This window comes from Streptomyces sp. SYP-A7185 (genome assembly GCF_046103685.1).
Classification (GTDB): Bacteria; Actinomycetota; Actinomycetes; order Streptomycetales; family Streptomycetaceae; genus Streptomyces.
The window spans coordinates 3,808,156-3,829,844 of the sequence record NZ_CP122310.1; the positions used below are offsets into that span (position 1 = coordinate 3,808,156).

A 21,689-nucleotide genomic window follows, 5' to 3' on the forward strand; every position below is an offset into this window, starting at 1 on the left:
TCCGATGGAAGAATCGTCCCATGGCGGAAATCATCCAGCGCGACGGGACCTGGACCTTCGACGGAGAGACGCTGCGCCTTGTGCCGGGACGCGACAAGAACGTGTCTCTGCTGCGCAAGTCGCTGGGAGAACTGGCCGTGCCGCTGGGCGCGTTGGCGGGCATCGCCTTCGAACAGGGCAAGAAGTCGGGGCGCCTGCGGCTGCGGCTGCGGGACGGCGCCGACCCCTTGCTCCAGGCCGCCGGTGGCAAGCTCGGGGACGCCGCCGATCCGTACCAGCTGGCGGTGGACTCCGACCGCTACGGGGTCGCGGAGTACGTGGTGGACGAGGTCCGCAACGCCCTCCTGATCGAGCAGGTGCCCACCGCCCCCTGCGAGAGCTATCTGCTGCCGGGTCCCGCGGTGCCTCTGTCGGTGTCGGCGGGTGACGGCACGGTGAGCTTCGACGGCGAGCAGATCCGGCTGGAGTGGAACTGGAAGACGGAGGAGGCGAAGTCCGCGGTCGGCACGCGCACGCTGTCCCTCTCGGAGGTCGCGGCCGTGGAGTGGCAGCCCGCGGTGGGCCTGGAGAACGGCTACCTCCGCTTCAGCGTGCGGCACGCGCCGACGAAGGCCCCGCCGAAGTACGACCCGAACGCCGTCGAGCTCTGGGGCTTCAAGAAGGACCCGCTGATGGCGCTGGTGGCGGCGGCCGTGCAGGTGCGGTTGCCTCATCCGGCGGCGGCCGCGGCGGAGCCCGCAAAGGCGGCTCCCGCCCTGGCGAAGTCCGTGCCCGCGCCGTCCGCACCCGCCGAGGACGATCATGACGCGCTGCTGCGGCGGCTGCGGGAACTGGGCGAGCTGCACCAGTCCGGGATACTCACGGACGAGGAGTTCTCGCTCGCCAAGCAGGCCGTGCTGAAGCGGATGTAGCGCCCCCGATCCGCCTCCGATCCGCCCCCGATCCGCCATCGGGGCCGGTTTTCGACGCGACCCTGCCCGATATCGGGCAGGAATGTTGCACCGGGGGTCCTCTTCCTTCAGGATCAACGGATGCACGACGACCTGGTGGATCACCTGACCCGCAGCACCCCGCTCCAGCGGGGCGAAGCGCTGCGGGTCATCCAGGACGTGCTCGCCTACTTCGACGAGACGACCGAAGCGTTCGTCCGTCGCCGCCACCGCGAACTTCAGGGTCAGGGCCTGCTGAACGCGGCGATCTTCCAGCAGATCTCGGCGGACCTCGAATACCGCGCGGTCGCGCCGCCCGAGCTCACGCTCCGGCAGGTGCGCCGCATCATCTACGGCTAGGACACCTTCTATGTGCGGAATCGTCGGTTATATCGGCAAGCGTGACGTGGCCCCCCTCCTCCTCGAAGGCCTCCAGCGCCTGGAGTACCGCGGGTACGACTCCGCGGGCGTCGTCATCACCGGTCCCAAGGCCACCGGCCTGAAGATGGTCAAGGCGAAGGGCCGCGTCCGCGACCTGGAGGCCAAGGTGCCCGCCCGCTTCAAGGGCACCACCGGCATCGCCCACACCCGCTGGGCCACCCACGGCGCCCCCTCCGACGAGAACGCCCACCCGCACATGTCGGGCGACGACAAGGTCGCCGTCGTCCACAACGGCATCATCGACAACGCCTCCGAGCTGCGCGCCAAGCTCACCGCCGACGGCGTCGAGTTCCTCTCCGAGACGGACACCGAGGTCCTCACCCACCTCATCTCCCGTGCCCAGGCGGACAAGCTGGAGGACAAGGTCCGCGAGGCCCTGCGCCACGTCGAGGGCACGTACGGCATCGCCGTCCTGCACGCCGACTTCAACGACCGCATCGTGGTCGCCCGCAACGGCTCCCCCGTGGTCCTCGGCATCGGCGAGAAGGAGATGTTCGTCGCCTCGGACGTCGCCGCGCTCGTCTCGCACACCCGCCAGGTCGTCACCCTCGACGACGGCGAGATGGCCACCATCAAGGCCGACGACTACCGCACCTACACGACCGAGGGCTCGCGCACGACCGCCTCGCCGACCACCGTGGAGTGGGAGGCCGAGTCGTACGACATGGGCGGCCACGACACGTACATGCACAAGGAGATCTTCGAGCAGCCCGACGCGGTGGACCGCGTCCTGCGCGGCCGCATCGACGACCGCTTCTCCACCGTGCACCTCGGCGGCCTGAACCTCGACGCGCACGACGCCCGCAAGGTGCGCCGCGTCAAGATCCTCGGCTGCGGCACCTCGTACCACGCGGGCATGATCGGCGCCCAGATGATCGAGGAGCTGGCCCGCATCCCCGCGGACGCGGAGCCGGCGAGCGAGTTCCGCTACCGCAACCCGGTGGTGGACCCCGACACCCTCTACATCGCCGTATCGCAGTCCGGCGAGACGTACGACGTGCTCGCCGCCGTCCAGGAGCTGAAGCGCAAGGGCGCCCGCGTCCTCGGCGTCGTGAACGTGGTCGGCTCCGCGATCGCCCGTGAGGCCGACGCGGGCGTGTACGTCCACGCGGGCCCCGAGGTCTGCGTCGTCTCGACCAAGTGCTTCACCAACACCACGGTGGCCTTCGGCCTGCTCGCACTGCACCTGGGCCGCATCCGCGACCTGTCGGTCTCCGACGGCAAGCGGATCATCGAGGGGCTGCGCAAGCTGCCCGGCCAGATCTCGGAGATCCTCAAGCAGGAGGACGAGATCAAGAAGATCGCGAAGGGGTACGCGGAGGCCCGCTCGATGCTCTTCATCGGGCGCGTGCGCGGCTACCCCGTGGCCCGCGAGGCCTCCCTGAAGCTCAAGGAGGTCTCGTACATCCACGCCGAGGCCTACCCCGCCTCCGAGCTCAAGCACGGTCCGCTCGCGCTCATCGAGCCGGCGCTCCCCACGGTCGCCATCGTCCCGAACGACGACCTCCTGGAGAAAAACCGCGCCGCCCTGGAGGAGATCAAGGCCCGCAGCGGCAAGATCCTCGCGGTCGCGCACCAGGAGCAGGAGAAGGCCGACCAGACCATCCTGGTCCCGAAGAACGAGAACGAGCTGGACCCGATCCTGATGGGCATCCCGCTCCAGCTCCTCGCGTACCACACGGCGCTGGCGCTCGGCCGGGACATCGACAAGCCGCGCAACCTGGCCAAGTCGGTCACGGTGGAGTAGATCCCCGCCCGCGCGTTCCCGGATGTGCCTGCGGGCCCCTGAACGCGGACGAACGTGAACGACCCCTCGCGCGTGCCACCGAGCGTGCGAGGGGTCGTTCTTCAAGGGCCGGGGGCGCCCATTCCCCCGACCCGCGCCTGCCTCAGCCCGTGGCCGTCACTCCCCGGTCGGGCAGGGGGTCATGCCCCTTGTACGTACCCTTCACAAGGGCACAACCCACCTCTACGCACGAGTAGATTTATCTACACACAAAGGAAGTTGACGCCGCGCCACCCTCGTCCCACCTGGGACGAAGGGCCGTTACGGAATGACCACCACGGGCCGTTGCGCGCGGCGCGCGAGCCGGCCCGCGACCGAGCCGAAGATGCGCCCCACGATCCCGTGCGTCGATCCGACGACGATCGCGTCCGCGGAGTACTCCCGGCCGACCTCTTCGAGTTCGTGGCAGATGTCGCCGCCGCGCTCGACCAGGATCCAGGGCACTTCGGAGAGGTAGTCCGCGCACGCCAGCTCAAGGCCGAGCACTTCGGTGCGGTGGTCGGGGACGTCGACGAAGACCGGGGGCTCGCAGCCCGCCCACACGGTGGTGGGAAGCCGGTTCGCGACGTGCACGATGATCAGACCTGAGCCGGAGCGATGGGCCATCCCGATCGCGTACGAGAGGGCGCGCTCGCTGGAGGTCGAGCCGTCGAAGCCGACGACCACTCCGTGCCGGAAGGCCGGATCGCAGGAATGACGTGGTTGTTCCGCCGCCTGGGGGGTCGTCGTGGGATCGGCGACCTGCCGCTTGCGGTCCGCTGGTTCGGAGAATTCGTGACCGGCCATGGGTGTCTCGGCGAAGGAGTCCTCTGTGGGAGGGTCGGCTCTGTTCGGCTCTGTTCGGCTCTGTTCGGGGCGTACGGCTCAGTGGGGAGATCAAGCAGGGTGGAGCGGGGTGAAGCGGGATGCGGAGGGGCGGTGACCACCGGAGCTGTGTCCGGGAATCATCTTCCCAACCCCATACCCCCCAGGGTACGGCGACACTCCTCTCCTGCCCAGAGCTTGCTGACGGCCCTGCGGGAGCCTCACGGCGTTCACCGGAGCATGCACGAGCGACGCCCGTATGGCAATGGTTGCTGCCCCGTACAGGCGGTTTGCGCACCCACCCGCGTGGCCCCCGTTTCGCGCCAGTGACCGGGCGCGCGACCACGCGTTGAACTTCGGTACCCCACTGCCACAGGGAGCCCGCCGTGCCTGGACCGCCGTCCGTGTCCTCACAAGTCACGACGTCCTCACGAGTCACGACGCAGAGCCGCCGACGCCCACCGGAGGGGGCGCGCGAGCGCCCGCGCGGCGGGGTCCCGGCCCCACGCGCCATGGAGACGGCGCCCGCTCCGGCGCAGGACTCGGCGAGCGACGTCGTGCGCTGGGCCGCGTTCAGCTGCGTCCTGGTTCCCGTCGTCCTCGTGGGGTACGGGACCTCGCTGGCGGGAGCCGCGGGCTCGGCCCTCGGCCTGGTGGCCGTGACGGGGGTCTGCCGGCTCCTGCTGCGGCAGTCGGAGCGGGGCGCGGCGCGGCTGGTCGAGGAGCAGAGCCGGGCGTCCCGGGGGCGGCACGGGCGGGCGGGCGCGGGGGCGCACAGGGGCGGTCGGCATGCTGGTGGGTCTGCGCCGGTGGACTGACCGATTCACGCGCACCCACCCATAACTTTTCAGCCAACTTCCTATGGCCATGCATTCCTTGGCCGAAGGGGTACTCAACCCCGGTCCCACCAGGGCTGAAAGGCATGCGGAAGGCGTCTGAACCCTACGGGGACCGGCCACGGCGCGGAGGCGCACTTCCCAGCAACGCCCGTGAGTGCAACGCTTCGTGATCGACTGCTTCACGCCAAGTTGCCATGTCGACATAGTGCCGGGTCCTTAACTGGTCACCCCGGCAGTACGGGACGCAGTAGATTCGATCATGACTGTATTACGGCGGGGGACTGGTGGAGGACCGAGGGGAAACGTGCAGGAGCGACAGGTCCGACAGGAACGCCAAGAGCGCCGAGAACACAGGACACGCAGAGACAGAGCACGCCAAGACCAGGGAGCAGCGACGACCGAGGGGGGCTTAGCACCATGAGCCACGACTCCACTGCCGTGCAAGAAGCCGCGTCGCGGAAGCTTTCCGGACGCCGCCGCAGGGAGATTGTCGCGGTGCTGCTGTTCAGCGGTGGCCCCATCTTCGAGAGTTCCATACCGCTCTCCGTGTTCGGGATCGACCGGCAGGACGCCGGGGTCCCCCGGTACCGGTTGCTGGTCTGCGCCGGTGAAGAGGGTCCGCTGCGTACGACCGGGGGGCTCGAACTCACCGCGCCACATGGCCTGGAGGCCATAGGGCGCGCGGGGACCGTGGTGGTGCCGGCCTGGCGGTCGATCACATCGCCGCCGCCGCCGGAGGCACTCGACGCGCTGCGCCGCGCGCACGAGGAGGGTGCCCGCATCGTGGGGCTGTGCACCGGAGCGTTCGTGCTCGCCGCGGCCGGCCTGCTCGACGGCCGTCCGGCGACCACGCACTGGATGTACGCGCCGACGCTGGCCAAGCGGTATCCGTCCGTCCACGTGGATCCGCGTGAGCTCTTCGTCGACGACGGGGACGTGCTCACCAGCGCGGGCACGGCGGCCGGAATTGATCTGTGCCTGCACATCGTGCGCACGGATCATGGCAACGAAGCGGCGGGCGCGCTCGCGCGCAGGCTCGTCGTGCCGCCCCGCAGGGCCGGCGGCCAGGAGCGCTATCTCGACAGGTCTTTACCCGAGGAGATCGGCGCCGACCCGCTCGCCGAGGTCGTCGCCTGGGCCCTGGAGCATCTCCACGAGCAGTTCGACGTGGAGACGCTGGCCGCGCGCGCCTACATGAGCAGGCGGACCTTCGACCGCAGGTTCCGCTCGCTCACCGGAAGCGCTCCCTTGCAGTGGCTGATCACGCAGCGCGTGCTCCAGGCGCAGCGGCTGCTCGAGACCTCCGACTACTCCGTCGACGAGGTCGCGGGCCGCTGCGGCTTCCGCTCGCCCGTGGCCCTGCGCGGCCACTTCCGGCGCCAGCTGGGCTCGTCGCCCGCCGCCTACCGGGCCGCTTACCGCGCCCGCAGGCCGCAGGGGGGTGAGCGGGCACTGCTGGAATCCGCGGCGTCCGTGCCCGCCACGGCGACGGTGAACGCGGAGGGCAGTGGTCCCGTGCCGTCGCAGACGCGGCGCACGGCGGCCGCGAGCGCGCTCGGCCCGTCGGCTTCGCTGTCCGCGGACCCGGGGAAGCCGCACTCGGATATGTACGCGTCAGGACGTCCGCCACTGCCCGGCCAGAGGAGTGCGCCGTAGGGTAAGACGCATGAACGATCGCATGGTGTGGATCGACTGCGAGATGACCGGGCTCTCGCTGACGGATGACGCACTTATCGAGGTGGCCGCACTGGTCACCGACTCGGAACTGAACGTGCTCGGCGAAGGTGTGGACATCGTGATCCGCCCGCCGGACGCGGCGCTGGAGACCATGCCCGAGGTGGTGCGCAAAATGCACACCGCCTCGGGGCTCCTCGACGAACTGGCCGGAGGCACGACGCTGGCCGACGCCGAGGAGCAGGTCCTGGCGTACGTACGTGAGCACGTCAAGGAGCCGCGCAAGGCTCCGCTGTGCGGGAACTCGGTCGGCACCGACCGGGGTTTCCTGCTCCGTGACATGGGGACGCTGGAGGAGTTCCTCCACTACCGCATCGTCGACGTCTCCTCGATCAAGGAACTGGCCCGGCGGTGGTACCCCCGGGCGTACTTCAACAGCCCGGACAAGAACGGCAACCACCGGGCACTCGCGGACATCCGCGAGTCCATCGCCGAGCTGCGCTACTACCGCGAGGCGATCTTCGTGCCGCAGCCCGGCCCCGACTCGGACACGGCGAAGACCATCGCGGCGAAGTACGTGCTGCCTGCGGAGTAGCCTCCGCGGAACCCCTCTGTACGGGGTCCGGAAAACGCGTGCGCGAGCACCCCTTCGGACCCTGTACACTTTTTCTCGGCCGGTCGGAAGAACAAAAACCAACCGGACATGGTGGGTGTAGCTCAGTTGGTAGAGCACCTGGTTGTGGTCCAGGTGGCCGCGGGTTCAAGTCCCGTCACTCACCCTGATCGAAGAGGGCCCGATCCGCGAAAGCGGATCGGGCCCTCTTCGTGTTGCCCGGCTTCTTCTTCGTGGCGCGCGGCTTCTTCGCCTGCCGGCCCTCCTCGCGCGCGGGCCCGCTGCGGGCCCCTTGCAGACCCCCTGACGCTCCCGTTGAACCTTAGGTTCCACGCGTTACTCACCTGAGATCAAATGATCAAATAGCGATTTCGCCAATGAATTCAGCTACATCAGGGCTGAATTTGTGACCTGCGCCATAGATGTCCTGGTCTGGACGTGATGGTGTTGATCTTGACCAGAATGAACGTTCAAAGGAGTACGGCGCGTGCACACCAGCACCCACCGCCGCCACGGCAGGCTCACCACCGCCGCCGTGTCCCTCACCGCAGGCACCGCGCTCGTCGCCTGCGCGATCCCGGCCCATGCCGCCACCGACCCGCGTCCGGGGGACGCGGGCCACGCCGCCGCCGTCGTGGAGAAGGCGACCGGAACCGAAGACATCGCCTCCTCCACCGCGGGCCCCGGCTCACCTGCCAGAGCCGTCACCACCACCGAGGGCGGCGACGTCACCATCACCGCGCCGGACAAGGCGACCGGCACCCTCAACGCCGCCACCGGCGACGGGACTTCGTTCGGCCTCACGCTGCCCGGCGCCAAGGGCGTCCAGGGCGTCAAGGCCGGCGCGGGCACGGTGGTCTACCGCGACGCCGCGGCGGCCACGGACATCGCCGTACAGCCGACCACGGACGGGGGCGCCCGCACCCTGGTCACGCTCAAGGACGACCGGGCCGCCGCGACCCACCGCTTCCGGCTCGACCTCCCCCAGGGCACGGGGATCACCGAGGACGGGCAAGGCGGCTTCGAGATCAACCGCGTGAGCGGCGAGGGCGTCCACGTCCCCGTCGGGGCCATCGACGCCCCGTGGGCCAAGGACGCCGACGGCCGCGACGTGCCCACCCGTTACCGGCTGGACGGCGACGACCTCGTCCAGACCGTCGAGACCGACGCCGACACCGCGTTCCCGGTGGTCGCCGACCCCAAGGTGACCTGGGGGATCGTGACGGGCACCGCGTACTTCAACAAGAGCGAGACCCGGAAGATCGCCGACAACGGCGCTCTGTCGGGGGTCGTTTCGGGCTTCCTGCCGCCGGGTCTGAACATCTACTGGGGCGCGCACGCGGCGGTCATCACGACCACGGCCGTCAAAGCGAAGAACGCCAAGAAGTGCATCAAGATCAAGTTCGCGGCCGGGATCTTCATCCCCGGTCAGTACTCCGGCGGATACTGCAAGTAACAAAACGACACGAAGGAGTGGAGAACGGTCTTGAGCAGCACGTGGCTCATCTACAGCGGGGCCCTCATGGTGCTCCTGGCGGCGGGGATCGCCATGGTCGCGGGGCGGCCCGTGATGCCCGCCTGGCGTGACACGACGGCCATCGCCGCCGGGGTCGGCGCCGGTGCCCTCGTGTGCGTCCTCGGCCTGGCCTTCGGCGCACCGGCCTGGACGGCCGTGTCCGGCGGATGCTTCTGGCTGGCCGCGACCATGACCGGCACGCACGCCCTGCGGGGCCGCGCCGGATCACGGGGCTGACGGCGGAGGCTCCCTCACACGGGGCCTGAACGCGGAGGCTCCTCACACGGGGCGTGCACATCGCCCCCGTGACGGACCCGCGCACACCCTTCCTGCCCGGGTGCGCTGCGGTGCACAGTGCGGGTGACGCCTCGGGAGGCCCGTGTCGGTACGGGCCCCCGGGGCGCACGGGTCGTCGGTCGCCTCCCGCGCCGGCGGCCCGCCTTGCGTCCGGGCCTGGCGCCGGTCTTGCTCCGGGTGGGGCACTCGCCCCTCAGGACGACGCCCGCTCCACCAGCTCCGTGGGCAGCACCAACTGGCGGTGTTCCAGGCGGCGGGCCGATGCCGGGCGGTCGTCCGCGATCTCGGCGAGCAGCAGGTCGATCATCGCGCGGCCCATCTCCTCGATCGGCTGGCGCACGCTGGTCAGCGGCGGGTCCATGTGGCGGGCGATCGCCGAGTCGTCGAAGCCGACCAGCGCCACGTCGTCGGGTATCCGGCGGCCGGCCTCGCGCAGGACCTGCCGGGCGCCCGCCGCCATCACGTCCGAACCGGCGAACACCGCGTCCACCGCGGGACAGGCCGCGAGCAGCTCGGTCATCGCCCGGCGGCCACCCTCCTCCGTGAAGTCACCGGGGGCGATGAGCCCTTCGTCCACGGGGCGGCCCGCGTCCGACAGGGCGGCGCGGTAACCGTCCAGGCGGCGCTGGGCGCCGTACACGTCCAGGCGGCCGGTGATGGTGGCTATCCGCGTGCGTCCGCGGGCCAGGAGGTGCTCCACCGCGGAGCGGGCGCCCGCGAAGTTGTCGGAGTCCACCGAGGGCAGCGCCTCGTCGGCCGAGCGGCGGCCGCTGATCACCGCGGGGATCTCCAGCTGGGCGAGCAGGTCGGGCAGCGGGTCGTCGGCGTGGACCGAGACCAGCAGGACGCCGTCGACGCGGTGGGCCGCGAGGTACTGGGCCAGGCGCTGACGCCTGCGGTCGTTCCCCGCGAAGATCAGCAGCAGCTGCATCTCCGTCTCGCCGAGCTCCGCCCCGACCCCGCGCAGGACGTCGGAGAAGTACGGCTCGGCGAAGAAGCGGGTCTCGGGCTCGGGCACGACCAGGGCGATGGCGTCGGTGCGGTTGGCGGCGAGCGCGCGGGCCGCCGTGTTCGGGACGTAACCCAGCTCCGCGACCGCGGCCTCGACCGCCGTCCTGGTCGCCTCGCTCACCCGCGGCGAACCGTTGATGACCCGGGAGACCGTCCCGCGACCCACTCCCGCCCGCGCGGCGACCTCCTCCAGGGTCGGTCGACCGCCACCGCGGCCACGCGCACCGTGAGCTGCCATTGTCCGCCTCCCGTCGCACTTCCCCCGGCGAGGAATGTAGAGGAATGTAACAGCCTGATCATCGCCGGGCGGAGGGGCCGAACGCGCGAGCGGCTTCAGGACGGTCCGCGTAACAGCCCGATAACTGAAGACAGATCTCTCTGTCCGGTCCCTTGACACCCCCGCCCCCAGCCACGACTCTTCAACTCATCACTTGTGGGAGCGCTCCCACACTACCTGACACGTACACATCCCGCACGTTCCCCGCCCGAGCCGAAGAGTCAAGCAACGGGGCAAGCAGTGCAGTTGGCCGGGGGGTCGGCACGTCAGGCAACAGGAGGACGCAATGCGCACGAGTTCCCGCCGGTCCGGACGACTGGTGGCCTTCGCGGCCGTGACCGCGCTGGCCACGAGCCTGCTGGCCGGTTGTTCCAGCGACGACGAGAGCGGTTCGGAGGGCGGCGACGGCAAGGTCACGCTCAACGTGGGCACGTTCGGCGTGCTGGGCCTCAAGCAGGCCGGGCTCTACGACGAGTACGAGAAGTCGCACCCGAACATCAAGATCAAAGAAAACGTCATCGAGCGGAACGACGCCTATTACCCGAAGCTTCTGACCCAGCTCCAGTCCGGCGCCGGCGTCAACGACGTCGCGGCCATCGAGGTCAGCAACATCACCGAGGTCGTCAAGACCCAGGGCGCCAAGTTCGAGGACCTGAGCAAGGCCGAGGGCGTGGACAAGTCCACGTACCTCGACTGGAAGTGGAAGCAGGCCACGACCGACGACGGCAAGACGATCGGCCTCGGCGTCGACATCGGCCCGACGGCGCTGTGCTACCGCAAGGACCTCTTCAAGAAGGCCGGTCTGCCCACCGACCGCGAGAAGCTCGCCGAGGAGTGGTCGGGCGACTGGGACAAGTACGTCGCGGTCGGCGAGAAGTACATGAAGAAGGCGCCCAAGGGCACCAAGTTCGTGGACTCCGCCTCCAGTGTCTACAACGCCGTCTTCGCCGGTGCCACCGAGCGGTACTACGACAAGAGCGGCAAGGAGATCTACGAGGATAGCCAGGGCCGCAAGGACGCCTGGGACGCGGCGATGAAGGTCGCGCAGGGCGACATGTCCTCCAAGCTCAAGCAGTTCGACCCGACGTGGGACCAGGGCTTCGCCAACGCCAAGTTCGCCACCGTGGCCTGCCCCGCGTGGATGGCCGGCTACATCCAGGAGAAGACGGGCCCCGAGGGCAAGGGCCAGTGGGACATGGCCAAGGCGCCCACCGACGGCAACTGGGGAGGAACGTTCCTGGGCGTGCCGAGCGCGGGCAAGCACAAGAAGGAGGCGACCGAGCTCGCCGTCTGGCTGACCCAGCCCGAGCAGCTCGCGAAGGTCTTCGCCAAGCAGGCCAGCTTCCCGTCCACCCCGTCGGCGTACGACACGCTGAAGCCCTCGCCCGCCACCAAGGCGTACTTCAACGACGCGCCCATCACGGAGATCTTCGCCGACATCGCGAAGAACACCCCCTCGGCGATCTACGGCCTGAAGGACGCCCAGATCGGCCAGTCCATCACGGACATCGGCGTGCTCCAGGTGGAGCAACAGGGCAAGTCTCCGGCTGAGGGCTGGGAAGCCGCGCAGAAGGAGATCAAGGATGTTCTGGGACAGTGACGCGCATGTCCGAGACCACTGAGTACGCCGAGACCGCGTCCCCCGAGCAGGGGGACGCGGCCCCGGCCGCGTCCGGGGCCCGCAAGGGTTCCCCCACGTCCTCGTGGCGCAGTCGCCTGTACCGCTGGGACATAAAGGCGTCGCCGTACGTCTTCGTCGCCCCGTTCTTCCTCTTCTTCGGTGCCTTCGGGCTCTTCCCGCTCCTCTACACCGGCTGGGCCTCGCTGCACCGCCTGGAGCTGACCAACCTCGACGACAGCACCTGGCTGGGCCTGGAGAACTACACCAACCTGTTGCAGAGCGACTACTTCTGGAACGCCCTCGGCAACACCTTCACCATCGGTGTCATCTCCACCGTCCCCCAGCTCGCCATAGCCCTCGGCATCGCGCACCTGCTCAACTACAAGCTGCGCGGCTCCACCCTGTGGCGGGTCGCGATGCTCGCGCCGTACGCCACGTCGGTGGCGAGCGCCTCGCTGGTCTTCACGCTGCTCTTCGCGTGGGACGGCGGCATGGTGAACTGGCTGGCCGGGTCCATCGGCATCGACCCGATCAACTGGCGCGAGTCGTCCTGGGGTTCGCAGTTCGCGGTGTCGTCGATCGTCATCTGGCGGTGGACCGGCTACAACGCGCTGATCTATCTGGCGGCGATGCAGGCCGTGCCGCACGACCTGTACGAGTCGGCGTCGCTGGACGGCGCCTCGCGCTGGCAGCAGTTCCGGCACGTGACGATCCCGATGCTGCGTCCGACGATCCTGTTCACGGTGGTCGTCTCGACCATCGGGGCCACCCAGCTCTTCGGCGAGCCGCTGCTGTTCGGCGGCACGGCCGGGTCCAAGGGCGGCGCCGACCACCAGTTCCAGACGCTGGGCCTGTATCTGTACGACCAGGGCTGGATCAACGGCCATCTGGGGCGTGCCTCGGCGGTCGCCTGGCTGATGCTCGTGATCCTGCTGCTCATCGCCGCGGTCAATCTGCTGATCGCCCGACGTCTGAGGAAGGCCCAATGAAGTCCCGCACCACGGGCCCGACGACCGACCTCGCCACGGACGCGCCGGCCGACGTCATCACGAGCCCGAAGACCGAGCGCGTCCCGGGGCCGAAGGCGGGCCGCCCGCTGGGCCTGAAGGCCGGGCGCACGATGCACGCCGGTCCCGTGACCTACGTCGTGCTCACCCTGTTCACGGCCGTCTCGCTCGCCCCGCTGATCTGGACGGCGATCGCGGCCTCGCGGACCAGCGGACGGCTCGCCCAGACCCCGCCGCCCCTGTGGTTCGGCGGGAACCTCTTCAAGAACCTGGAGCGGGCCTGGACAGAAGCGAGCCTGGGCGACGCGATGCTCAACACCACGATCGTGGCGGGCAGCATCACCATCGGCACGGTCCTGTTCTCCACGATCGCCGGATTCGCCTTCGCCAAGCTGAAGTTCAAGTTCAGCAATCTGCTGCTCCTCCTGACGATCGGCACGATGATGGTGCCGCCGCAGCTGAGCGTCGTACCGCTCTATCTGTGGGTCGCCGACCTCCAGTGGACCAATCAGCTCCAGGCGGTGATCCTGCCGACGTTCGTGAGCGCCTTCGGGGTGTTCTTCATGCGGCAGTTCCTGATCCAGGCGCTGCCGAGCGAGCTGATCGAGGCGGCGCGGATGGACGGGGCGAGCAGCCTGCGGATCATCTGGCACGTGGTGTTCCCGGCGGCCAGGCCCGCGATGGCGGTGCTCGGTCTGCTGACGTTCGTCATGGCGTGGAACGACTTCCTCTGGCCGATCATCGCGCTCAACCAGTCGAACCCCACCGTGCAGGTGGCGCTCAACTCCCTGGGCACGGGCTACATCCCGGACCGTGCGGTGATCATGGCGGGCGCGCTGCTCGGCACGCTGCCGCTGCTGTTCGCGTTCATCCTCTTCGGCAAGCAGATCGTGAGCGGCATCATGCAGGGCGCCGTCAAGGGCTGAGGTCCGCTCCGGCCGCCGCACCTGCCGCTGCCGCCGCCTCTCCCGCCAGGGTCGAGCCGCCGCCTCGGCCCTGGTGACCCACCCCCGATCTCCCCGACTTTCTCCGACGTCTTTCCCGACCTTTCCATGGGAGCGCTTCCATGCCCGAACCCCTTACCTTTCCGGCCGACTTCCTCTGGGGGGCCGCCACGTCCGCGTACCAGATCGAGGGCGCCGTACGTGAGGACGGCCGCACCCCCTCCATCTGGGACACCTTCAGCCACACGCCCGGCAGGACGGCCGGCGGTGACACCGGTGATGTCGCCGTGGAGCACTACCACCGCTACCGCGACGACGTGGCGCTCATGGCGGACCTCGGTCTGAACGCCTACCGCTTCTCCGTCTCCTGGTCGCGGGTGCAGCCCACCGGGCGCGGCCCCGCCGTCCAGCGCGGACTCGACTTCTACCGGCGGCTCGTCGACGAGCTGCTCGCCAAGGGCATCAAGCCCGCCCTGACCCTCTACCACTGGGACCTGCCGCAGGACCTGGAGGACGCGGGCGGCTGGCCGGCGCGCGAGACCGCTCACCGGTTCGCCGAGTACGCGGGCTTCGTCGCCGAGGCGCTCGGCGACCGCGTCGAGTCGTGGATCACGCTCAACGAACCGTGGTGCAGCGCCTTCCTGGGCTACGGCTCCGGGGTGCACGCCCCGGGCCGCACCGACCCGGCCGCCGCGCTCCAGGCCGCGCACCACCTCAACCTCGCGCACGGCCTGGGCACGCAGGCGCTGCGCGCCGCCCTGCCGGCCCGCGCCAAGGTGGCCGTCAGCCTCAACTCCTCGGTGGTCAGGGCGGTCTCGGACAGCCCCGCGGACCAGGACGCCCGCCGCCGCATCGACAACCTCGCCAACGGCATCTTCCACGGCCCGATGCTGCACGGCGCCTACCCCGCGGACCTGATCGAGGACACGGCCCGGATCACCGACTGGTCCTTCGTGCAGGACGGCGACCTGACCGCCGCCCACCAGCCGCTGGACGCGCTCGGCCTGAACTACTACACGCCCGCCCTGGTGTCGGCCGCGCAGGACGACCCCGCCAACGCGCGCAACGACGGCCACGGGGCCAGCGACCACTCCCCGTGGCCCGGCTCGGACGACGTGGCCTTCCACCAGACGCCGGGTGACCGCACGGAGATGGGCTGGACCATCGACCCGACGGGGCTGCACGACCTGATCATGCGCTACACCCGGGAGGCGCCGGGCCTCCCGCTGTACGTCACCGAGAACGGCGCGGCCTACGACGACAAGCCCGACCCGGACGGCCGTGTCCACGACCCGGAGCGCATCGCCTATCTGCACGGCCACCTGGCCGCCGTCCGCCGGGCCATCGCGGACGGCGCCGACGTCCGCGGCTACTACCTCTGGTCCCTGATGGACAACTTCGAATGGTCGTACGGCTACAGCAAGCGCTTCGGCGCGGTGTACGTCGACTACGAGACCCAGGCCCGCACCCCCAAGTCCAGCGCCCACTGGTACGCGGGCATCGCGGCCACCGGCGAGCTGCCGCACGAGTACGTCGCGGACTGACCGGGAGCGGCGGGGGCCCAAGGAGCCGAGTGGCAGCAAGCCTCTCGGCTCCTTAGGTTGCCCATATGCCACTTAACGCAATAGACCGGGCACGGTGAGGCCCGGTGGGCGTCCTCCGTGACCATCCCGAGTTCGCGCTGTTCGTCTGCCTGGCCCTGGGCTACCTCGTCGGCAAGGTCCGCGTCGGCCCGATCACCCTGGGCGGCATCTGCGGCACGTTGATCGTCTCGCTGCTGCTCGGCGCCTGGGCCAAGGTCGTCGTCTCCGACGACGTCAAGACGATCTTCTTCGCGCTGTTCATCTTCGCCCTCGGCTATCTCGCGGGCCCGCAGTTCTTCTCCAACCTCAACCGCGAGAGCCTGCGCTTCTTCGTGCTCTGCGGCATCGAGCTGGTCTGCGTCCTCGGCATCGCGCTCGGCCTGGCCAAGGCCTTCGACCTGGACGTCGGCACGGCCTCGGGCATCCTGGCCGGCGCGGCCACCGAGTCGGCCGTCGTCGGCACGGCGACCGAGGCCATCGGCAAGCTCGACGGCCTCACCCCGGACCAGATCACCCAGTACCAGGGGCACGTGGCCACCGCGTACACGGTCTGCTATCTCTTCGGCCTGATCACCATCGTGCTCTACACCAGCCAGATCATGCCGATGATGCTGCGCGTCAACCTGCGGGACGCCTCGCGCGAGCTGTGGGAGAAGATGCGCGGCTCGGGCGGCGGCCTGGAGTCCGACGAGCGGGCGGCGCTGCCCGGCATGGTGGGCCGTACCTTCCTGGTGACGGACGCGGACGGCCGCACGATCGGCGACCTGGAGGCCGAGGTCGGCGGGCGCGCCACCGTCGAGGCCGTCAAACGCGGCAGCAAGACCCTGACGCCCGCCCCCGGCCTCGCCCTGACCCTCTCCGACCTGGTCCTGGTGGTCGGGCAGCGGGCCAACACCATCGAGGCAGGACGCCTGATCGGCCCCGAGACCCCGGGCATCCCGGGCGTAGACACCCCGCTGGCCACCGCCCAGGTCGCCGTCACCGAGAAGGCGTCGGACGGCCTGAGCGTGGACGACCTCCAGCGCGAGCACCCCGAGTTCGTCAAGGACGGGGTGTACGTCACCGATGTCCTGCGCGGTGACCAGCACCTGCCCGCGGCCGGCGGCACCACCGTGCGCCGCGGTGACGTGCTCACCCTGGTCGGCGCGCGCTCCGGCCTGAACAAGCTGGTCGCGAAAATCGGCGCGGTCGTCAAGAACGACGCCACCGACTTCATCTATCTGGGCCTGGGCATCGCGGCCGGTTCGCTGCTCGGGCAGGTCGTCGTGCACTTCGGCGACGTGCCCATGTCGCTCGGCACGGGCGGCGGCTGCCTGGTCTCCGGGCTGCTCTTCGGCTGGTTCCGCTCCCGCAAGCAGACCTTCGGGGCGTTCCCGCCGCAGGCCGCGAACACCCTCAAGGACATGGGCCTGGCGATCTTCATCGCCTGCACGGGGCTCGTCTCGGGTCCGCAGGCCTGGCCGCTGCTCAAGCAGTACGGGGCGCTGCTGCCGTTCGCCGGGATCGCGATGGTCCTCGTGCCCGCGACGATCTCGCTCGTCGTCGGCCGCAAGCTCCTGAAGATCGAGAAACCACTCCTGATCGGAGCCATCGCGGGCCAGCAGTGCTCGACCCCCGCGATCACCTCCGTCACCCAGGTGGCCCAGAGCTCGGTCCCGCTTCTCGGCTACACGATCACGTACGCCCTCTCCAACTTCCTGCTCCCTCTGACCGGGCCGATCCTCGTCGGCGTACTCGGCGCCTGAGCGCGCGCACGGAGCGTAAAAATGATCGATTTCCTCAACCGGAACATCTTCCAGCCCCATCCCGAGCTGCTCGTCTTCATCACCGTGGCGATCGGCTTCCTCTTCGGGAAGGTGCGCTACAAGGCCATCGCGCTCGGCGCGGTCACCGGCTGCCTGATCGCGGGACTGCTGCTCGGCGCGCAATTCAAGATCGAGATCGACGGGACGGTGAAGAACCTCTTCTTCACGATGTTCCTGTTCGCCCTGGGCTACAAGGTCGGCCCGCAGTTCTTCCGCGGCCTCAAGAAGGACGGCCTTCCGCAGGTCCTCAACGCGGTCGTCGTCTGTGTGACCGGCCTGCTCGTCTGCTGGGGCTTCGCCGCGATGCTCGGCTACGGGCCCGGCCTCTCGGCGGGACTGCTCGGCGGCGCGCTCACCCAGTCCGCCGTCATCGGTGTCGCGGGCGACGCGATCTCCAATCTGCCGGGGCTCAGCTCCGCGCAGGCCAAGAGCGAGTCGAACCTGGTCGCCATCGGGTACGCCGTGACCTATCCGCTCGGCACGATCCTCTGCGCGATGCTGCTCGCCAACGTCCTGCCCAAGCTCTACCGCAAGGACCTGGCGGTCGAATCCGCCGCCCTGGCCAAGGAGCTGGACGCACCCGGCGACAACCCCGACCTGGCCGAGGGCTACTACGAGGTCGTCCTGCGCGCCTACACCATCCAGCGCCCCGACCTCGTGGGCCGCACCATCGAGGACTTCGAGCACCAGCAGCGCGAGCTGGGCCGCCGGGTCTACATCACGCGCGTCCGCAGGGACGGGAACATCCTCGACCACGACCAGCGGACCGCCCTGCGCGAGGGTGACGTCGTGGCGGTGAGCGCGCTGCGCGGCTCCCTCGTCGACTTCGACGCCCGTACGCACATCGGCTCCGAGACCGACGACACCGAACTCCTCGGCTACCAGACCGAGTCCCTGCACGTCGTCGCCTCCGAGAAGGCCCAGCTGGGCCGCAGCATCGGCGACCTGCGCCGGGAGCCGTTCATGGTCGGCGTCTACATCGACAAGCTGTACCGCTCGGGCGCCGAGTTCCCCTACCGCCTCTCCACCGAGCTGGAGCGCGGCGACACCCTGATCCTCACCGGCCCCAAACGCCTGGTGGACCCGGCGGGCAAGGCCCTGGGCAAGCCCGTGCCGACGTCCTTCGCCACCGACATGCTCTGGGTGGGCCTCGGCATCTTCCTGGGCGGCTGCATCGGCATCCCGGCGCTGACCGCGGGCGGCGTGCCGATCTCGCTCTCCACCTCGGGCGGCGCCCTGATCATGGGCCTGGTCTTCGGGTGGATCCGCGGCAGGTACCCCACGTACGGGAACGTCCCGCCCGGCGCCCAGTGGTTCATGGACACCCTGGGGCTCTGCCTGTTCGTCGCGGTCGTCGGCATCAACGCCGGGCCGAGCTTCACGTCCGGTCTGTCGACGGCGGGCTGGGGACTGCTCCTGTTCGGGGCGATCGCCACGGTGATCCCGCTGATCGTGGGCTTCCTCTTCGGCCACTACGTCCAAAAGATCCGCTTCCCGATCCTGATGGGCGTCCTCGCGGGCGGCCAGACGACCACCGCGGCGATCGGCGCGATCAACGAATCGTCCCGGTCCCAGATCCCGACGCTCGGCTACACGATCCCGTACGCCGTCGGCAACGTGCTCCTGACCATCTGGGGCGCCGTCATCGTGCTGCTCCACCACTGACGCCCTCCCCCACCCCTGATCCCGTACGCATGTGAGGAACGAGCCGTGCCCAAGACCACCTTCACCCGCGAGGAAATCCAGTCCTTCGCCCAGCTCAGCCCCTTCGAGCTGAAGGACAAGTTCATCCAGATCGCCCAGGCGGTGCAGGAAGACAAGCCGGGGCAGAAGGAGAAGTCCAGCACCCAGATGCTCAACGCGGGCCGCGGCAACCCCAACTGGATCGCCACGGGCCCCCGCGAGGCGTTCTACGCGCTCGGCTACTTCGCCTTGTCGGAGTCCAAGCGCGTGTGGACGGCCGACAACCTCGGCGGCATGCCCGAGAAGGAGGGGTCGGGCGCCCGCTTCGACACCTTCGTGCGCCGGCACCCGGACCTGCCCGGCATCGAGCTGCTCCAGCGGTGCGTCGAGTACGCCGTCGAGCGGTTCGGCTTCGACAAGGACGACTTCGTCCACGAGCTGTCGGACAGCTCGGTCGGCGACAACTACCCCGTCCCCGACCGGATGCTGAAGCACGCCGAGCAGATCGTGCGCGGCTATGTCGCCGACGAGATGTTCGACCACAAGCCCCCGGCGGGCAACCTCAGCCTGTTCGCCACCGAGGGCGGCACGGCCGCGATGTGCTACATCTTCGACTCGCTCATGAAGAACGGCATCCTGCACAAGGGCGACAAGATCGCCCTGATGGTGCCGGTCTTCACGCCGTACGTCGAGATCCCCGAGCTCGACACGTACGAGTTCGACGTGACGTACGTCGAGGCCAGCATGTTCGCCGAGGCGGGCGTGCGGGAGTGGCGCTATCCGGAGGAGGAGGTCGCCAAGCTCGCCGACCCCGCCATCAAGATGGTCTGCCTGGTCAACCCCTCCAACCCGCCCTCGCTCGCGCTCAGTCAGCGGGTCGCGGACCAGCTCCAGCAGATCGTCGCCACGTCGAACCCGAACCTGCTGATCGTGACGGACGACGTGTACGGGACGTTCGTCGAGGGCTTCCGGTCCGTCGCCGCCGACCTGCCGCGCAACACGCTGCTCGTCTACTCGTACTCCAAGCACTACGGCGCCACCGGCTGGCGGCTCGGTGTCATCGGGCTGAACGACGACAACGTCATCGACGAGCTGCTCGCCGCGCTGCCGCAAGACGAGAAGGACCGGCTCGCCAAGCGGTACGGGACGCTGACGCTTGAACCGGAGAAGATCAGGTTCATCGACCGGCTCGTCGCGGACTCGCGCCAGGTGGCCCTGAACCACACCTCGGGGCTGTCGCTCCCGCAGCAGATGATGATGGTCCTGTTCTCCCTCTTCGACATGCTGGAGGAGGGGCAGGCGTACAAGCTGCGCATCCGCGCGATCGTGCAGCAGCGCCTCGAACTGCTCCTGGAGGGCGCCGAGATGAAGATCTCGGACGATCCCCACCGGGCCGCCTACTACATCGAGCTGGACCTGCTCGCCGAGGCGGAACGCGTCCACGGCAAGGACTTCGCCGACTTCCTGGTGAAGAACTACGAGCCGGTCGACCCGCTGTTCCGCCTGGCCGAGCAGACCCACGTGGTGCTGCTCAACGGCGGCGGCTTCGAGGGGCCCGAGTGGTCGGTGCGGGTGTCGCTGGCGAACCTCGACGACCTCGACTACCTGAAGATCGGGCATCACCTGCGGGCGATCTTCAACGACTACGCGTCGGAGTGGAAGGCGTCCAAGGCGTAGGGCGGCACGGCACGCAAGGGCGCCCCGACCGGGTGGGGGGAATACCGGTCGAGGCGCCGTGGGGGGCGGTGGTCGAGGGGGTGACGCGGAGCCCGGGGGCTACTTGTAGGCGGCGAAGGCCTTCGTGAAGGCGAGCGGCTCCTGCTCGATCGACGAGCAGGTGGGCTGTGCGCCGTTGCCGGCGCCGCCCTCGCAGGCCTTGTCGCGGGTCGAGGACCACATCGCGAGCCAGCCGAGACCCTTCTCCTCGGCGAACTTCACCAGCTGCGTGGCATCGTCGACCGTGAAGACCTCGGTGGTGACGTCGTTGACGCCGATCATCGGCGTGACGGCGACGGTCTTCCAGGCCGCCTCGTCGGACAGGTCGAGGGCGCCCTTGATCTGCTTCTGCGTGGCGGTGGCCGCGTCGATGGCGTACTGGCCCATGTCACCGCTGTAGGAGGGTCCGTAGTCCATCGCCATGACGTTCACGGCGGAGACCCGCACGCCGTTCTTCTTGGCGTCCGCGACCAGGTCGACGCCCGGCTGGGTCAGGCCCTCGGGCATGACGGGCAGCGTGAACGACACGTCCAGGCCCTCGTGGTCCTTCTGGAGCTGTGCGACGGCCTGTGCGCGGCGGGTGTTGGCGGCGGTCTCCGGAAGGGCCGCGCCCTCGATGTCGAAGTCGACCTTCGTCAGCTTGTACGTGTCGATGACCTTGCCGTACGCCTTGGCCAGCTCGTCGGCGCTGTCGCACTTGAGGCCCAGCTCGGAGCCCGCCTGGCCGCCGAAGGACACGCGGACGTCGCCGCCCTTGGCCCGCAGGGCGTCGATCTGCGCGGCCACCTTGTCGTCGCCGAGGCCGGTGACACCGCCCCAGAGGGGCTCGCAGCCGCCGCCGGAGGTGATGAAGGCGAGGGTGAACTCCTTCACGCCGGTCTTGTCGGCGGTGTCGACCAGGTCGTAGGCGGGGGCGAGCGACGTGTCCACGAACGGGGCGAACTTGGCACTGTCCGCGGCCTTCTGGGCGGCGTTCTCGGCGGGGGCCTTGGTCGCGAGCGCCGTTCCGGAGAAGGTGAAGGCGCCGCCGCCGACGAGGGCGGCTGCCGCGAGCCCGCCCACGACCTTGGACCTGGTGCTCACCGTGCGCCGATGCGTAGTGCTCATCGCGTGCCTGCCTTAGCTGTGCGGGGGGTGGGGGTG

At 69.4% G+C, this 21,689-nt stretch carries 18 protein-coding genes and 1 tRNA gene; 16 read left to right on the forward strand and 3 right to left on the reverse strand.

Annotated elements, in window-relative coordinates:
* The first annotated feature begins 20 nt into the window (after positions 1 to 20).
* The 3 genes from QBL25_RS16635 (at position 21) to glmS (ending at position 3,117) form a co-directional block, all read left to right on the forward strand.
* On the forward strand, positions 21 to 911 hold the full coding sequence (locus QBL25_RS16635) for a DUF4429 domain-containing protein (protein WP_409057821.1): 891 nt from the start codon (positions 21 to 23) through the stop codon (positions 909 to 911).
* 120 nt (positions 912 to 1,031) lie between these two features.
* A complete protein-coding gene (locus tag QBL25_RS16640) occupies positions 1,032 to 1,289 on the forward strand; it encodes a hypothetical protein (RefSeq protein ID WP_409057822.1) in 258 nt (85 codons plus the stop codon).
* Between the two features lie 10 nt (positions 1,290 to 1,299).
* The gene (glmS, locus tag QBL25_RS16645) at positions 1,300 to 3,117 is read left to right on the forward strand and encodes a glutamine--fructose-6-phosphate transaminase (isomerizing) (RefSeq protein WP_409057823.1); all 1,818 of its coding nucleotides are present in this window, start codon (positions 1,300 to 1,302) and stop codon (positions 3,115 to 3,117) included.
* Between the two features lie 300 nt (positions 3,118 to 3,417).
* On the opposite strand, the gene QBL25_RS16650 is transcribed toward glmS, so the two are convergent.
* The gene (locus tag QBL25_RS16650; protein ID WP_409057824.1) at positions 3,418 to 3,942 is read right to left on the reverse strand and encodes a universal stress protein; all 525 of its coding nucleotides are present in this window, start codon (positions 3,940 to 3,942) and stop codon (positions 3,418 to 3,420) included.
* 530 nt (positions 3,943 to 4,472) lie between these two features.
* Here QBL25_RS16650 and QBL25_RS16655 point away from each other — a divergent pair.
* From QBL25_RS16655 to QBL25_RS16680, 6 genes are all read left to right on the forward strand, one after another.
* The gene (locus QBL25_RS16655) at positions 4,473 to 4,778 is read left to right on the forward strand and encodes a hypothetical protein (protein ID WP_409057825.1); all 306 of its coding nucleotides are present in this window, start codon (positions 4,473 to 4,475) and stop codon (positions 4,776 to 4,778) included.
* Between the two features lie 438 nt (positions 4,779 to 5,216).
* Entirely contained in the window at positions 5,217 to 6,455 is a 1,239-nt protein-coding gene (locus QBL25_RS16660) for a helix-turn-helix domain-containing protein (RefSeq protein ID WP_409057826.1), read from the forward strand.
* A gap of 10 nt (positions 6,456 to 6,465) precedes the next feature.
* Complete coding sequence (gene orn / locus QBL25_RS16665) at positions 6,466 to 7,068, forward strand: oligoribonuclease (protein WP_409057827.1); 603 nt, start codon at positions 6,466 to 6,468, stop codon at positions 7,066 to 7,068.
* A gap of 111 nt (positions 7,069 to 7,179) precedes the next feature.
* Positions 7,180 to 7,252, forward strand: a tRNA-His gene (locus tag QBL25_RS16670).
* A 321-nt stretch (positions 7,253 to 7,573) separates the two neighbouring features.
* Positions 7,574 to 8,542 (forward strand): hypothetical protein, encoded by a 969-nt coding sequence (locus QBL25_RS16675; protein WP_409057828.1) that lies wholly within the window; start codon positions 7,574 to 7,576, stop codon positions 8,540 to 8,542.
* A 30-nt stretch (positions 8,543 to 8,572) separates the two neighbouring features.
* Positions 8,573 to 8,839, forward strand: a complete 267-nt coding sequence (locus QBL25_RS16680; RefSeq protein WP_409057829.1) for a hypothetical protein — start codon at positions 8,573 to 8,575, stop codon at positions 8,837 to 8,839.
* Between the two features lie 253 nt (positions 8,840 to 9,092).
* On the opposite strand, the gene QBL25_RS16685 is transcribed toward QBL25_RS16680, so the two are convergent.
* Positions 9,093 to 10,148 carry a LacI family DNA-binding transcriptional regulator gene (locus QBL25_RS16685; protein ID WP_409057830.1) on the reverse strand — a complete coding sequence of 352 codons (1,056 nt, stop codon included), beginning with the start codon at positions 10,146 to 10,148 and terminating at the stop codon, positions 9,093 to 9,095.
* A gap of 325 nt (positions 10,149 to 10,473) precedes the next feature.
* Here QBL25_RS16685 and QBL25_RS16690 point away from each other — a divergent pair, with 325 nt between their 5' ends.
* The 7 genes from QBL25_RS16690 (at position 10,474) to QBL25_RS16720 (ending at position 20,507) form a co-directional block, all read left to right on the forward strand.
* A complete protein-coding gene (locus QBL25_RS16690; protein WP_409057831.1) occupies positions 10,474 to 11,787 on the forward strand; it encodes an ABC transporter substrate-binding protein in 1,314 nt (437 codons plus the stop codon).
* A gap of 5 nt (positions 11,788 to 11,792) precedes the next feature.
* Entirely contained in the window at positions 11,793 to 12,797 is a 1,005-nt protein-coding gene (locus QBL25_RS16695; protein ID WP_409057832.1) for a carbohydrate ABC transporter permease, read from the forward strand.
* On the forward strand, positions 12,794 to 13,741 hold the full coding sequence (locus tag QBL25_RS16700) for a carbohydrate ABC transporter permease (protein WP_409057833.1): 948 nt from the start codon (positions 12,794 to 12,796) through the stop codon (positions 13,739 to 13,741). Before QBL25_RS16695 ends, QBL25_RS16700 begins: the two co-directional genes overlap by 4 nt.
* A gap of 140 nt (positions 13,742 to 13,881) precedes the next feature.
* A complete protein-coding gene (locus QBL25_RS16705) occupies positions 13,882 to 15,303 on the forward strand; it encodes a GH1 family beta-glucosidase (RefSeq protein ID WP_409057834.1) in 1,422 nt (473 codons plus the stop codon).
* Positions 15,304 to 15,407: 104 nt separating this feature from the next.
* On the forward strand, positions 15,408 to 17,087 hold the full coding sequence (gene aspT, locus QBL25_RS16710; RefSeq protein WP_409057835.1) for an aspartate-alanine antiporter: 1,680 nt from the start codon (positions 15,408 to 15,410) through the stop codon (positions 17,085 to 17,087).
* 21 nt (positions 17,088 to 17,108) lie between these two features.
* A complete protein-coding gene (gene aspT / locus QBL25_RS16715) occupies positions 17,109 to 18,812 on the forward strand; it encodes an aspartate-alanine antiporter (protein ID WP_409057836.1) in 1,704 nt (567 codons plus the stop codon).
* 45 nt (positions 18,813 to 18,857) lie between these two features.
* Positions 18,858 to 20,507, forward strand: a complete 1,650-nt coding sequence (locus QBL25_RS16720) for a bifunctional aspartate transaminase/aspartate 4-decarboxylase (protein ID WP_409057837.1) — start codon at positions 18,858 to 18,860, stop codon at positions 20,505 to 20,507.
* Between the two features lie 99 nt (positions 20,508 to 20,606).
* On the opposite strand, the gene QBL25_RS16725 is transcribed toward QBL25_RS16720, so the two are convergent.
* On the reverse strand, positions 20,607 to 21,653 hold the full coding sequence (locus QBL25_RS16725; RefSeq protein ID WP_409057838.1) for a chitinase: 1,047 nt from the start codon (positions 21,651 to 21,653) through the stop codon (positions 20,607 to 20,609).
* Positions 21,654 to 21,689 lie beyond the last annotated feature (36 nt).

Coding starts and splice junctions, on each gene's coding strand:
- QBL25_RS16695 (WP_409057832.1), top strand. CDS start 11,793: ATGTCCGAGACCACTGAGTACGCCGAGACCGCGTCCCCCGAGCAGGGG.
- QBL25_RS16660 (WP_409057826.1), top strand. CDS start 5,217: ATGAGCCACGACTCCACTGCCGTGCAAGAAGCCGCGTCGCGGAAGCTT.
- glmS (WP_409057823.1), top strand. CDS start 1,300: ATGTGCGGAATCGTCGGTTATATCGGCAAGCGTGACGTGGCCCCCCTC.
- QBL25_RS16700 (WP_409057833.1), top strand. CDS start 12,794: ATGAAGTCCCGCACCACGGGCCCGACGACCGACCTCGCCACGGACGCG.
- QBL25_RS16705 (WP_409057834.1), top strand. CDS start 13,882: ATGCCCGAACCCCTTACCTTTCCGGCCGACTTCCTCTGGGGGGCCGCC.
- QBL25_RS16640 (WP_409057822.1), top strand. CDS start 1,032: ATGCACGACGACCTGGTGGATCACCTGACCCGCAGCACCCCGCTCCAG.
- QBL25_RS16655 (WP_409057825.1), top strand. CDS start 4,473: ATGGAGACGGCGCCCGCTCCGGCGCAGGACTCGGCGAGCGACGTCGTG.
- QBL25_RS16635 (WP_409057821.1), top strand. CDS start 21: ATGGCGGAAATCATCCAGCGCGACGGGACCTGGACCTTCGACGGAGAG.
- QBL25_RS16650 (WP_409057824.1), bottom strand. CDS start 3,942: ATGGCCGGTCACGAATTCTCCGAACCAGCGGACCGCAAGCGGCAGGTC.
- QBL25_RS16690 (WP_409057831.1), top strand. CDS start 10,474: ATGCGCACGAGTTCCCGCCGGTCCGGACGACTGGTGGCCTTCGCGGCC.
- QBL25_RS16725 (WP_409057838.1), bottom strand. CDS start 21,653: ATGAGCACTACGCATCGGCGCACGGTGAGCACCAGGTCCAAGGTCGTG.
- aspT (WP_409057836.1), top strand. CDS start 17,109: ATGATCGATTTCCTCAACCGGAACATCTTCCAGCCCCATCCCGAGCTG.
- orn (WP_409057827.1), top strand. CDS start 6,466: ATGAACGATCGCATGGTGTGGATCGACTGCGAGATGACCGGGCTCTCG.
- QBL25_RS16685 (WP_409057830.1), bottom strand. CDS start 10,148: ATGGCAGCTCACGGTGCGCGTGGCCGCGGTGGCGGTCGACCGACCCTG.